Here is a 13,067-nt window from a genome sequence, read left to right on the forward strand (position 1 = left end):
TCGCGCCGACGCCGACCACGATGGCGAGGGTCGATGCAAACCCATAGATCCAGAGGCGGCGTCCGCCCGGGTCGCCACCGCGTCCCGGACCCGCCTCCGCCACGAGGTCGAGACTACGAGGAATCGGACAATCCGGAAAGGTAAGTCTGGGAGGGCGTCATGGGCTGGGCTTGGTGGCAGGAAGGTGCGGGCTTGGGGCGGGAGTTTCGACGGACCTCCGCACCCACCCCTCCGGTTTCCCGCAGTCCCCGCCCCACCGCGGTTTCCTAGGTTCGACGCATGACCACCCCGCTCCGCCGCGCCGTCGCCGCCGTCCTCGTCACGCTCCTCGCCCTCACCGCCGCTGCGGCCGCCGCGCTGACGCTCGCCCGCCCGCAGCTCCTGTCCGTCGTCGCGTCGTCCGCGGCGCCGTCCACCACGGCGGCGCTCGTCTCGGTCACGGCACCGGGCCCGGCCGGCACCTGGACCTCCGGCAGCGCCGAGCCCGACGCCGACCACCCCCTCACCGGCGACGAACGCTTCCGCATCGGCAGCATCACGAAGACCTTCGTCGCGACCGCGATCCTCCAGCTCGTCGACGAGGGCCGCATCGACCTCGACGCACCCGTCGAGCGGTACCTCCCCGGCGTCGTGCCCGGCGGCGACGCCGTCACCGTGCGCCAGGTGCTCAACCACACCAGCGGGCTGTACGACTACATGAAGGGTGACGGCTGGTCCACCAACCGCTGGCGCGGTGACGCCCGCTTCACCGCGTACACGCCCGACGAGCTCCTCGCCGAGGCCTTTCGCCACGACCCGTACTTCCCGCCCGGCACCGACTTCCGCTACTCGAACACCAACTACGTCGTGGCCGGCCGCCTCATCGAGGCGGTCACGGGCAGGCCGTACGACGCCGTCGTCCGGCGCCGCATCCTCGACCCGCTCGACCTGACCGGCACCACCTTCCCCGACGACGCCGGACTGCCCGCCCCGGCGGTCCGCGCCACGGCCACCCTGGACGACGGGGCGACCGTCGACGTCACCGACCAGGACGTCTCCCTCGACTGGGCCGCGGGCGAGATGACCTCCACGACGGCCGACCTGCAGACCTTCTTCGACGCGCTGCTCGGCGGTGACTTGATCAGCGACGAGTCCCTGGCCCAGATGCGCACCACCGTGCCGATGGGCATGGGCTTTCACTACGGGCTCGGCCTCGAGCGCTTCGACCTCCCGTGCGGCGGCACGCTCTGGGGCCACGGCGGCCAGCTGCTCGGCTACGTCACCTACGCCTACCGCCGCGACGACGGCCGCGCCCTCACCGTGCTGCGCGCGTCCGGCTCGGGCGACGGCTTCGTCTCCTTCGCGGCCGCGACGACGGCGGCGTACTGCCTGACGTGAGCCGGGATGCCCGAGGTCGGCCCGTTCCCTCGACGACGAACCCGGCAACACCCTGGTGATAGGCGCTCGGCGTCTCGCTGGTTAGCGTGCCGGCATGAGCGAGGACAGTCGCCCCGAGCCCACGCCGAGGGTCACCACGACCGTGTGGTCCAGGTACGGCAGGCCGGCCAGGCTGTACCTCAAGGTCGACGGCGTGCAGATCGGCTACTGGGACTCGGCGCGCCAGCAGGCGGTCGTCGCCGGAGATTCCTCGGACACCGGGACGCACCGCCGCCTGATCGAGACCGTCGGCAGCGGATGGCAGGTCAAGCACGAGGCAGAGCGTGCCGCGAAGGACCGCGCACAGCAGTTGGCGGCTCCGGCGTCGCACGGGACTGCCGTGTCCGCACCCGCCCAGCGACGTGCGCCCGAAGCGCGCCCGCCCGAAATGCCGTCCGCGCCCGAAGCACGACCCGCGTCGCAGCCCGCCCGTCAGACCGCCGTCCCGGCGCAGCCCGAACCACCTCAGCCCGCGGACCGGGGGCGCGACATGTCCTCGATCAAGGCGGGCGAGACCGTGGGCGAGGTCGCGCGCGCGACGTTTCGCGAGGCGCCGCTGCGGAACGCCGTGCGTCGGCTGCTGCGGAACAGGGATCGTGGCGACTGGTCGTGGAGCCAGGGCGAGCGCGGTGAGAAGACCGTGGGCCGCCTGCTGGAGCGCGCGATCGAGGCCAGGCGGGGCTGGTTCGTGCTGCACGGGATCACGCGCGACGCGCGGGGCACGGACATCGACCACCTGCTCATCGGTCCCGGTGGGGTCTTCTCGATCAACACGAAGCACCACGAGGGCAAGAAGGTGCACGTCGGCAGGAGCAAGGTGTTCGTCAGCGGCGTCTCCGTGGACTACCTGAAGTCCGCCCGCACGGAGGCTGCTGCCGTGACGACGGCGCTGCGCCGAGCATGCCGGACGCCGCACGCGGCGACTCCGGTCATCATCGTCGTGGGCGCACAGCGCGTCGGGCGCGATGCCGGAGCGCCGACCGACGTCGTCGTCCTCGAACCGGACCATGTCCGGGCGTGGCTCGACGGCCTGGACGACACCCTCGGCCCCGGAGAGGTCGAGCAGCTCTACAACGCGGCGCGCTGGGAGTCGACGTGGCTGCCACCAGGAGGCCGCTCGTCGTAGGCGACCCTCAGAGGTCCCCGCCGAAGAGCACGCCGTCGAGCGCACGTCGCGGTACGCCGACATCGTCTACCCACCGCAACACACGGCCGGAGACGTCGCCGTCGGGAGACCTCCCACGACCCCGAGCGACCCCCGCACGGCCGGGTCACACCCCCAGATACCGCAAGATCGCCAGCACCCGCCGGTTGTACCCGTCCTCGGCGTGCAGCCCCAGCTTGTCGAAGATCGCGTTCGCGTGCTTCTCCACCGCCGACACCGACACGTACAGTGCCGCCGCGATGCCCGCGTTGGTACGGCCCTCGGCCATGAGCCCCAGCACCTCGCGCTCGCGGTCGCTGAGCACGCCGAGCGGGTGCGGCGTCGACCGGAAGAGCTGGCCCACCACCTCCGGGTCCAGCACCAGCCCGCCCGCGGCGACCCTACCCAGCGCGTCGAGGAAGTCGTCCACCCGCATCACCCGGTCCTTGAGCAGGTAGCCGACGCCGTGCGCCTCGTCGCCCAGCAGCACCCGCGTGAACTCCCGCTCCACGTACTGCGAGAGCACGAGGATCCCCACCTCGGGCCACCGCTCCCGGACCTGCACCGCCGCACGCACGCCCTCGTCGGTGTGCGTGGGCGGCATGCGCACGTCCAGCACGACGACGTCGGGCCGCTCCGCCTCCAACCGCGCCAGCAGGGGTTCCGCGGAGCCGTACGCGGCGACGACGTCGTGCCCCTCGTCGGTCAGCAGGCTCCGCACGCCCTCGCGCAGCAGAGCCGAGTCCTCGGCGAGCATCACGCGCACGGCAGCGTCACCCCGATCCGGGTCGGGCCACCGGCCGGGCTGTCGACCGACAGTGTCCCGCCCGCCGCGGCCACGCGGCCGGCCAGGCCGGCCAGCCCGTGCCCGGGCCGCGTCTGCGCCCCGCCGACGCCGTCGTCGCCCACGGTCACGTGCACGACGTCGGACGCGCGCACCTCCACCCACGCCGACCTGGCCCCCGCGTGCTTCGCCACGTTCGTCAGCGCCTCCGCCACCACGTAGTACACCGTCGTCTCGACACCTCCCGGCAGCCGCTCGGCGCAGTGCCACGCCAGCGTCGTCGGCACCGCCGCCCGCTCGGTGAGCTGCCGCAGCACGGGCTCCAGGCCGTGCGTGTCCAGCGTCGTGGGCCGCACGCGCCAGGCGACCGCGCGCAGGTCGTCCACGAGCAGTGCCACCTCGCGCGCCGCCTGCTCCAGCAGCGCGCCGCCCCCCGCGCGTCGCGCCCGGTCCACGAGCAGGCCCACGGCCACGGCGCGCTGCTGCACGCCGTCGTGCAGGTCGCGCTCGATGCGCCCGCGCTCGGCGTCGAGCGCGGCCAGCAGCTCCGCGCGGCTGACCGTCAGCGACTCGACCTGCGCCGCCAGCCGCTCGTTCCGGCTCGGCGCGAGCCACCGCGCCGCGGCGGCCCGGTCCAGCACCCCGACGCCGTACAGCCCCATGAGGTCGAGGTACAGCAGGACGGCGCCGAGGGGCACGAGGGTGAGCATCGACGCCGTCGTGACGCCGGGCGGCGCGGAACGGACGGGCGCCTCGACCGTGAACCGCACGTCGAACAGCCATGACGCGAGCCCCGCCACCGCCGCGAACAGCCCGTACGCGAGCAGCGCCAGCACGATCAGGCCGAGCAGGCCGCCCGCGACGCGCTCCGCGAGGTACCCGGCGGCCCGGGACGAGGTGAGCGGCGCGCCGTCGTCCGCCCACGCCAGCAGGCGCGAGGTGCGCCGGCGGTGCGCCCCCACGAGGGCGGCGACCGGACGCACCGGTGCGGGGCGCCGCGCCGTCCCGACCGCCACGAGCGCGAGGGCCACGTCGGCGGGCCACGTCAGGGCGCCGAGCGCGGCACCGCCCAGCACGCGCAGGGTCCGGCGCAGGGCGGGGGAGCGGCTCACGCGCCCAGCATAGGAAGGCCCGGCGCCGCCCGGACTGCGGAAAACCACACCGGACCTGCGGAGGACCGTCACGTCCGTGCGGACCACCCCAGGTCACCGGCACCTCCCGCAGCGCATAGCGTTGGGCCATGACGACACAGAGCTTCGCCACGACCGTCGCCGACTGGGCCATCGGTCTCATGGAGACCCTCGGAGCCCCCGGCGCGGGCGTCGCGATCGCCCTGGAGAACCTCTTCCCGCCCCTGCCCAGCGAGGTCATCCTGCCGCTGGCCGGGTTCACCGCCTCGCAGGGCTCCCTGATCCTGTGGCAGGTCCTCGTCTGGACGACGGCGGGCTCCGTCGTCGGTGCCGCCCTCCTGTACGGGCTGGGCGCGTGGCTCGGCCGGGACCGCCTGCGGAGCGTCGTCGACCGCATGCCCCTGGTGAAGCTCGAGGACGTCGACAAGGCCGAGGACTGGTTCAACCGGCACGGCTACTGGGCGGTGCTGATCGGCCGCCTCATCCCCATCGTGCGCAGCCTCATCTCCATCCCCGCCGGCGTCGAGCGCATGCCCGTGTGGCGGTTCCTCGCCTTCACGACCCTCGGCTCGGGCGTGTGGAACACGATCCTCGTCGGTGCGGGTTACCTGCTCGGCGACCAGTGGCACATCGTCGAGGAGAGCGTGGGCGTGTTCCAGAAGATCGTCATCGTCGTCGCCGTCCTGCTCGTGGTCTGGTGGCTGGTGAAGACCCTGCGCGGCCGCGAGGACCAGGACACCCCGCGGCACGCGCGGCGCTGACGCCCGGCTTGGCATGATGCTCCCCGTGACCGACGACCGCACCGCACGCGTCCTGCGCTCCATCGCCCCGTACCTCGCCGAGTGGGCCTCCTTCCAGGCCGGGTACCACGGGCTGCCCGGCCTCCAGCTCGCCGTCGGCCTGCGCGGCGAGGTGCTCGTCGACCTCGCCTGGGGCACGGCGGACGTCGAGACCGGCGAGAAGTTGACCAGCGACCACCTCTTCCGCATCGCGTCGCACTCCAAGACCTTCACCGGCGTGCTCGTCATGCAGCTCGTCGAGCGCGGCGAGCTCCGCCTCGACGACCCCGTCGGCACCCACGTGCCCGAGCTCGACGGCACCCCCGCCGCGGCCGTCACGGTGCGCGAGCTGCTCGGCCACCAGGGCGGCATCATCCGTGACTCCTCCGACGGCGACTTCTGGCAGCACGGCAAGCCCTTCCTCGACCGCGACGAGCTGATCGAGTGCGTCCGCACCGAGGGCGTCGTCCTCGCGCCCAACGAGCACTTCAAGTACACGAACATCGGCTACAGCCTGCTCGGCCTCGTCATCGAGAACGTCACCGGCCGCACCTACGACGACGTCGCCCGCGCCGGGATCGTGGAGCCGCTGGGCCTGACCCGCACCGGCACCGAGCTCGACCCCGCCCGCGCCGCCGAGTACGCGGCCGGCCACACCGCCCGCCTCGCGCACGACGACGCCCGCCGCGTCGTCCCCCACGTCGACACCCGCGCCATGGCGCCCGCCACCGGCTGGTACTCCACCGCGCGCGAGCTCGTCCGCTACGGGACGGCGCACGTGCTCGGCGACACGACCCTGCTGAGCGACGCGAGCAAGCGCCTCATGCAGCGCGAGGAGTCCCGCGTCGTCGTGCGCGGCACGGAGCGCGGACGGTACGGCGTCGGCCTCGAGGTCGGCGTCGTCGGCGACCGCAGGCTCGTCGGCCACTCCGGCGGCTACCCCGGCCACATCACCCGCACCTGGATCGACCCCGCCGACGGCCTCGTCGTCTCCGCGCTGACCAACGCCGTCGACGGCACGGCCACACCCCTCGCCAACGGGGTGATCACGCTGATCGACCTGGCGCTCGCGGCCGCGGACGAGGTCGCGCGGCTCGCCGGGACCGACGGCGCCCTGGAGCCCGTCCCCGCCGACGCGCCCGTCGGCCGCTTCGCCAACCTGTGGGGCGTGTCCGACGTCGTGGACCTCGGCGGCATCCTGCACGTCGTCAACCCGCGCGCCGCGTCCCCGGCCGACCAGGCCGTGCGCCTGGTCGTCCGCGACGGGGACCTGGTCCAGGAGGCGGTCGACGGGTTCGGCACCGTGGGCGAGCCCGTCCAGGTGGAGCGCGCCGCCGACGGCGCGGTGACGGCGGTGCGGCTGGGCGCCATGCGTTCGTGGCCGGTCGAGGAGTACCGGCGGCGCACGGCCGGGTGACCGGCGCACAAGAGCGCCCGCCGGGGTGAAAGATACGTCCGGCGGGCGTTTTTCGGGCTGCGCCGAACGCCCTGGGGCGCCCCCGCGCGGCGACCTACGCTCGCGATCGGCCTGAGAGGCAGGCCGGTCGTGAGGACAGGGGAGTCGAGCGATGAGCAGGACGAGCACGAGCAGGGGAACAGGCAGGCGGGCGGTCCGTCGACTGGTCGGCGGGCTGGTGGCGCTGGTGTCGGCGGTGGCCGTGGGCATGTCGCCCGCGGTCGCGACCCCGGCCGACGGCGGTCCGGGCGGCGGCGGTGGCGGCGGCAGCTGGTCGGTGACGGACGGGTCGGCGTCGGACATCACGGCGTCGTACGCGCCCGCCAAGGGCGACCCGTCGATCTGGCCCAAGCCGAACGAGGTCCGGGTGAACCTCAGCGACGCGCAGTCGCGGCAGATGGTCGAGGACTGTCCGCTGTACAGCCTGTGCGTCCGCAACCAGGAGGCCGACGGCCTGTGGTCCGCGTACGCGCTGTACTACTGCCTGCCCGCCGGGCAGTACTACGAGCTGACGAACTTCACGGGCACGGTCTACGCGCAGAACAGCCAGACGGTGACGGCGCGGTTCCTCGCGCAGAACGACGCCGAGCTCGACCGGATCGGGGCGAACAGCGGCAAGAACATCTCCTGGAACCCGGTCTGGAAGATCGACCTCTGCTGACGCGGCCCGCTCGCGGGTGACGCGCCCGCCCTCGCGGTAGGTTGGCCGTGTGACGTTCAACGAGGGCGGTCAGTTCGAGGGCGGGCGCGTCCGCAAGGGCGGTCGGCGCGGCGCGGTCGGCGCCGGGGTCGGCGGCGGAGCGACGATCATCATCGCGCTGCTGTACATGGTGCTGACCGGCAACAGCCCCGCCGACCTCCTCGGCGGCACCACCGACGGGGGTGGCGGCGAGCAGGGTTACGTCGGCGACTGCACCGCGGAGCAGGCCAACACCGACCCCGAGTGCCGGCTGAACGGCGCCGTCCAGTCGCTCGACGCGTACTGGGCCGCCACGCTGCCCGAGCAGGGCGGCGTCGAGTACCAGCTGCCCGAGGTCGTGAGCTTCACGCAGGCCGTGAGCACGGGCTGCGGCAACGCGACGTCGGCCACCGGGCCGTTCTACTGCCCCGCCGACACGACCGTCTACGAGGACCTCTCGTTCTACGACCAGCTCTCGAGCCAGTTCGGCGCCGAGGGCGGCCCGCTGGCCGAGATGTACGTGACGGCGCACGAGTTCGGCCACCACATCGAGAACCAGCTCGGCCTGTTCGAGCGGGCCGACCGCTCGGGCACCGGGCCGGAGTCCGACTCGGTGCGCATCGAGCTCATGGCCGACTGCCTCGCCGGCATGTGGGCGGGCAACGCCGCGACGACCGAGGACCCGGACACCGGCGTGACCTTCCTCGAGCCGATCAGCCAGGACGAGCTCGAGCAGGCGCTGTCCGCCGCGGCCGCCGTCGGCGACGACAACATCCAGCGCCGCTCGGGCGGCGACGTGAACCCCGAGGCGTTCTCCCACGGGTCCAGCGAGCAGCGCGTGCGCTGGTTCACCATCGGCTACGAGGGCGGCACCATCCAGGACTGCAACGCGCTGGACGCCTCCCGCCTGTGAGGCTACGGTGAGCGGCATGCACCTCAGCGCACGCACGACGACGCCGGACCCCTCCGGCGCGCGCTGACCTGCACCCACGCATCAGGCCCCGGAGCTCGCTCCGGGGCCTTCGTCGTGCGACGGCGGGCGCGGGGCGGCTCCTTCCACCGAAGGAGAGCACCATGAACGCGTCCCTCGACCACCGTGACCTCGGTCGCGACCTACGGATCTTCGACACCAGCCCGCTGGTCGGCCCCGGTCTGCCGCTGTGGCTGCCCGCGGGCGCCGCCGTCCGGTACGAGCTCGAGCGGTACGCGCGCGAGGTCGCCCTGCGCACCGGGTGCGAACCGGTGTACTCGCCGGTGCTCGGCAAGCGCTCGCTGTTCGAGCGGTCCGGGCACTGGGCCAAGTTCGCCGACGACATGTTCCCGCCGATGAGCGCGGGCCCCGACGATCCCGACCCGCTCGTGCTGCGCCCCGCCAACTGCCCGCACCACGCGCAGATCTACGCGTCCGAGCCGCGCTCCTACCGCGACCTGCCGGTCCGGTACGCCGAGCTCGCGCCGATGTTCCGGGCCGAGCGCTCCGGCGTGCTGACCGGCCTGAGCCGGGTACGGCAGATCAACCTCGACGACGCCCACGTGTTCTGCCGCCCCGACCAGGTCGAGGCCGAGGTGCGCACCGCGCTCGGCGCTGTCCTGGAGGTGCTCGGCACCCTCGGCATCGAGGTGGCCTACCTGCGCCTGTCGGGCCGTGACGACTCCGACCGGTGGCTCGGCGAGCCCGCGCGGTGGGCGGCGGCCCAGGAAGCCCTGCGCGCCGTCCTCGACGACGTCGCGGGCGACCTGCCCTGGCGTGCCGAGCCCGGCGAGGCGGCGTTCTACGGGCCCAAGGTCGACGTCCAGGTGCTCGACGCGCGCGGGCACGAGGAGACCCTCGCGACGGTGCAGCTCGACTTCAACCAGCCCGAGCGGTTCGACCTCACCTACGTCGCGGCGTCGGGGGAGCGGGAGCGGGTGGTGATGATCCACCGCGGCACCGTCGGGGCGATGGAGCGGATGGTCGCGTTCCTGCTCGAGCGGTACGCCGGACGCCTGCCGTTCTGGCTCGCGCCCGTCCAGCTGTGCCTGCTCCCCGTGGGCGACGGCGCCCCCGCCGACGCCGCCGACGCGCTGGCCGCCGACCTGCGGGCGCAGGGCGTGCGGGTGCGCGTCGAGCGCGAGGGCTCGCTCGGCAACCGGATCCGGCGGGCACGGGGGCGGCGGGACGCCCTGCTCGGCGTCCTCGGGGACCGGGAGGTCGCGGCGGGTGAGGTCGCGATCACCGACCCGGCGTCCGGCGAGCGGCACGCCGTCCCGCTCGCGGACCTTCCGCCGCTCCTGGCCGAGGCCGCCGGCTCCCGGGCGCTGCGCCCTGACCTCGCTACCTCCGCCCGCCCGGCCCCGTGAGTGGGTCAGCGGGTCCAGGTGCGGCGGTCGCGGGCCGCGAGGTGGACGATCTCCAGCTCGCGGTCGGTGAGCATCGGGCGCCGGGACGCCAGCCACGGCGTCAGCTCGTCGTCCGTGAGCACCTCGACGTCCTCGCGCGGGCCCTCGACCCGCACGTGGTCGGTCCGGACGAAGACGACCAGCGCGCGCACGGTGACCGGCACCCGCGTCGCGCCGGCCAGGACCTCCTGGACCCGCCGGCCGCCGTCGCGCGCCGCGTCGGCGGTCACGTCACCGACCGGGCGGTACACGGCCTGGATCGTGTACACGCCGGCCGGCCCCAGCACCACCTGGTCGAGGTCGATCGGGCCGCCGCCCTGGCCCGCCCGCGTGGGCACGTCCGTGTGGACGGAGTGCAGCACGCGCCAGGACGGGTGCTTGGCCGTCAGGTCCCACAGCTCGTTCGCGACGCCCCGCACCCCCGCGATGCGGCGGCTCAGCGCGCGGTGGCGTGGGTCGTACCCGCCGCGCAGCCTGCCGCGCACGAGCGAGGCGAGGTGCGCACGCCGGTAGGCGCGGCGCTGGGCGAGCAGGTGCATGGCGGGCCGGTTCCGGGTCAGGTCGTCGGCGCGGGACAGGCGCCCGGCGCGCAGGTTCGGCAGCGCGTCGGAGACGGTGACGGGGACGCTCGACGTCTCAATGCCCATGAGCGGACCGTACGTGCGGCCGCACCGGTGCGCGCGCCCAGGGGGTGAACCCGCCGCGACGCGCCCGGGCAAACGGGTTCGTATCCCCTCAGGCGGGTCCTGACGGATTAATCCGCCGAAGTGCTGTGACATCAGGACGGTCCGGGCGTCTGAGGTGCATGAGTCCCACCGAACCGGCGCGCGACACGACGGCGTGCGACGCGACCCGCACCGCGCTCGACGACTTCCTCCGGCACCGGCTGCCACCCGGCCGCCGTCGCCGGATGGAGGACCACGTCGTGCGCTGCGTGGCGTGCATGCGGGACTTCATCGACGTGCGGGAGTCGGTCTGGACGGCGGTCGCGTCACGCGTGCGGCCTGCCCTGCGCCTCGTCGCGGACGCCGGGGAACGCACGCCGGGCCAGGAGCACCACCAGCAGGGCGGCGCCGACCAGCACGGCCCCGGCGTACGGCACGGCGCCGCGGCCCGCGCCGTCGAGCACGAGGGCGCCGAGAGCCGCCCCGCCACCGATGCCGATGTTGGCGCTGGCGTTCACGAGCGCGCCGACGACGTCGGGTGACGCGCCCCGGGTGCGGATGGCCGCCGTCTGGAACACGGCGGCGACGGCGCCGAAACCGATGCTCCAGACCGCTGCCGCGACGAGCGTGCCCACCGTCCCGGGGTACGCGACGCCGAGCGCCAGGACGCCGCCGCCCACCACGACGAGGGTCACGACCGTGGTCTGGCGCAGCCGCGCGTCGAGCCGGGCGGCGGCGTACGCGGCGCCCAGCAGCCCGAGCCCGCCGATCACCAGCAGGGCGGGCCCGACCGCGACGGCGGCGAGCCCCGCGCCCAGCAGCAGCACCGAGACATAGGTGTAGACGGTGTAGTGGCCGAGGTAGACCAGGGCGTTCGCCGAGGTGGCGCCGGCGAGCGCGGACCGGCGCGCGCCGCGGGCGCCGTCGTCCGGCGGTGCCCCGCCGCCCGGCACCGGGGGCAGCAGCAGCGCGGTGAGCACGCCGGACAGGGCACACGCACCGGCGAGCACGACGAAGGCGGTGCGCCAGCCCACGGCGGTCCCGAGCGAGGTGGACAGCGGGACGCCGAGCACGAACCCGGCCGACGCCCCGAGGGTGACCAGCGCGAGCGCGCGCCCGGCGAGATGCGGCCGCACCAGGCGCGAGGCGTACCCGATGCTCACCGAGAAGAACACCGCGTGCGACGCCCCGCCCAGCGCCCGGGCGACCGCGACGACGGCGAACGTCGGCGCGAGCGCCACGAGGACGTTGCTCAGGGTGTACACGGTGAGCGACCCGAGGAGCACGGCCTTGCGGGGCAGGCGCCGGGTCGCGGTCGTGAGCGGCACGGCCAGCACGGCGACCATGACCGCGTAGGCCGTGACCAGCAGCCCCGCCGTCGACTCGGCGACGGACAGGTCGGCGCTGATCACGGGGAGCAGGCCGACGGGGACGAGCTCCGTCGTGATCGCCACGAACGTCGCGAGGCCCAGGGCGAGCAGCCCGCCCGCCGCGTCCCGCACGGCGCCGGGCTGCCAGGGGGCGGGGTGGTGGCCGGGTGCGGTCATGGGCCCATCCTCGTGCCGGGCGCCCGGGTCGTGCGAACCACCCGGGCGCCCGGCACGCGGAGGAGCGGCTCAGCCGAGCTCGCGCACGAGCACCTCGTCGAACACCGCGGTCACCGCGGGCGACGCTCCGCCGCCCGCGTAGATCCCGATGCGCGGGTCGGTGTCCGCCGGCAGCGTCCACGTGGCGCCGGGCCGCCAGTTCCGGCCGTCGCGCGACGACGCCGCGCGGAACCGGTGCTCGCCCGTCGCCGGGTCGGTCGTGTGGAACAGGCGCAGGTGCATCGTGTCGGCGACCGGGCCGGACAGGTGCCCGCCCCACCAGCGGCCGTCGGCGGTGAGCTCCTTGCCGAACTCGACCTGGCGCGTCTGCCAGATCGAGACGGGCGACAGGCGCAGGAAGTCGTCGTCGCCCGCGTGCACCAGCAGGCCGGCCTGCTGGTAGTTGCGGACCGTGTCCTCGCCCAGCGGCAGGGTCACCGTCGTCTCGAGCACGTAGTCGCCCTCGGGTGCGTCGCGCAGCAGCGCGGGCGCGTCGTTGGCCTCGCCCACCAGGTCGTGGCCGGTCAGCGGCCAGGCGAGCGACCCGTCGCCGAGCGTGACGTCGGCCGGGCCGTGCAGCCACGCCCAGCCCGCGTCGAGCTCGCCGCTGAAGTCCTCCGCGAACGTGACGGCGCCGGCGCGCGGCTCGGCCACGCGCTCCGTCACCGGGTCGTGTGCCGCCACGACGGTGAGGTTGTCGAGCTGCGCCTCGGCACCCGTCGCGGCGAGGTGCACCGGCGCGCGGCGCGGCAGCCCGGCCACGGGCAGGCGTACCTCGGCGTCGGCGTCGCCGAGGCCGCTGGAGGACAGGCGGGCGACGACGGCGCCGTCGTCGGCCGTCACGGTCAGGACGTGCCACGTGGTGAGGTCGGCGCCGTCGGGCAGGGCCGCGCGCCGCACACGGTGCCCCTGGGTGACGACGAGCTCGCGCGCGTCGGCGTCGAGCCGCACGTCGACGCCGGGCCGGCCCGGTCCGCCGACGGTGGCGGTGAACGACCCGGCGTCCTCGGGCAGCCGGACGTCGGCCTCGAGGCGCACGTCGCGCGGGG

General features: G+C 74.6%; 12 protein-coding genes and 1 pseudogene. 8 read left to right on the top strand and 5 right to left on the bottom strand.

What is annotated here, in order from left to right:
• Positions 1-279: 279 nt before the first annotated feature.
• Both HLB15_RS07235 and HLB15_RS07240 read left to right on the top strand, forming a co-directional pair.
• A complete protein-coding gene (locus HLB15_RS07235; RefSeq protein WP_171104626.1) occupies positions 280-1,377 on the top strand; it encodes a serine hydrolase domain-containing protein in 1,098 nt (365 codons plus the stop codon).
• Positions 1,378-1,471: 94 nt separating this feature from the next.
• The gene (locus HLB15_RS07240) at positions 1,472-2,542 is read left to right on the top strand and encodes a nuclease-related domain-containing protein (RefSeq protein WP_212759598.1); all 1,071 of its coding nucleotides are present in this window, start codon (positions 1,472-1,474) and stop codon (positions 2,540-2,542) included.
• A 145-nt stretch (positions 2,543-2,687) separates the two neighbouring features.
• Here HLB15_RS07240 and HLB15_RS07245 read toward each other — a convergent pair whose 3' ends face one another.
• Positions 2,688-3,317, bottom strand: a complete 630-nt coding sequence (locus HLB15_RS07245; RefSeq protein WP_212759600.1) for a response regulator transcription factor — start codon at positions 3,315-3,317, stop codon at positions 2,688-2,690.
• Complete coding sequence (locus tag HLB15_RS24750; protein WP_171104628.1) at positions 3,317-4,456, bottom strand: sensor histidine kinase; 1,140 nt, start codon at positions 4,454-4,456, stop codon at positions 3,317-3,319. The genes HLB15_RS07245 and HLB15_RS24750 overlap by 1 nt, the downstream gene beginning before the upstream one ends.
• 128 nt (positions 4,457-4,584) lie before the next feature.
• Here HLB15_RS24750 and HLB15_RS07255 point away from each other — a divergent pair, with 128 nt between their 5' ends.
• From HLB15_RS07255 to thrS, 5 genes are all read left to right on the top strand, one after another.
• Complete coding sequence (locus HLB15_RS07255) at positions 4,585-5,235, top strand: DedA family protein (RefSeq protein WP_171104629.1); 651 nt, start codon at positions 4,585-4,587, stop codon at positions 5,233-5,235.
• A 25-nt stretch (positions 5,236-5,260) separates the two neighbouring features.
• Positions 5,261-6,670: a serine hydrolase domain-containing protein gene (locus HLB15_RS07260; protein ID WP_171104630.1), complete on the top strand. Its 1,410-nt coding sequence runs from the start codon at positions 5,261-5,263 to the stop codon at positions 6,668-6,670.
• Between the two features lie 151 nt (positions 6,671-6,821).
• Entirely contained in the window at positions 6,822-7,370 is a 549-nt protein-coding gene (locus HLB15_RS07265; protein WP_171104631.1) for a hypothetical protein, read from the top strand.
• A gap of 49 nt (positions 7,371-7,419) precedes the next feature.
• Positions 7,420-8,301 carry a KPN_02809 family neutral zinc metallopeptidase gene (ypfJ, locus tag HLB15_RS07270; RefSeq protein ID WP_171104632.1) on the top strand — a complete coding sequence of 294 codons (882 nt, stop codon included), beginning with the start codon at positions 7,420-7,422 and terminating at the stop codon, positions 8,299-8,301.
• Between the two features lie 161 nt (positions 8,302-8,462).
• The gene (thrS, locus tag HLB15_RS07275; protein WP_171104633.1) at positions 8,463-9,728 is read left to right on the top strand and encodes a threonine--tRNA ligase; all 1,266 of its coding nucleotides are present in this window, start codon (positions 8,463-8,465) and stop codon (positions 9,726-9,728) included.
• A gap of 5 nt (positions 9,729-9,733) precedes the next feature.
• Here the strand turns inward: thrS and HLB15_RS07280 are convergent, their stop codons facing one another.
• The gene (locus HLB15_RS07280) at positions 9,734-10,414 is read right to left on the bottom strand and encodes a hypothetical protein (protein ID WP_171104634.1); all 681 of its coding nucleotides are present in this window, start codon (positions 10,412-10,414) and stop codon (positions 9,734-9,736) included.
• A 158-nt stretch (positions 10,415-10,572) separates the two neighbouring features.
• On the opposite strand from HLB15_RS07280, the pseudogene HLB15_RS24965 reads away from it, so the two are divergent.
• Positions 10,573-10,698: pseudogene (locus HLB15_RS24965) on the top strand (hypothetical protein); the annotation flags it as partial.
• Between the two features lie 60 nt (positions 10,699-10,758).
• On the opposite strand, the gene HLB15_RS07285 reads toward HLB15_RS24965, so the two are convergent.
• Together HLB15_RS07285 and HLB15_RS07290 are read right to left on the bottom strand one after the other, a co-directional pair.
• Positions 10,759-11,979: an MFS transporter gene (locus HLB15_RS07285; RefSeq protein ID WP_171104635.1), complete on the bottom strand. Its 1,221-nt coding sequence runs from the start codon at positions 11,977-11,979 to the stop codon at positions 10,759-10,761.
• A gap of 69 nt (positions 11,980-12,048) precedes the next feature.
• A partial coding sequence (locus tag HLB15_RS07290) for a DUF1349 domain-containing protein (protein ID WP_249359954.1) occupies positions 12,049-13,067 on the bottom strand: 1,019 nt, incomplete at its 5' end.

It is taken from the genome of Promicromonospora citrea (assembly GCF_013004695.1).
Lineage (GTDB): Bacteria > Actinomycetota > Actinomycetes > Actinomycetales > Cellulomonadaceae > Promicromonospora > Promicromonospora citrea.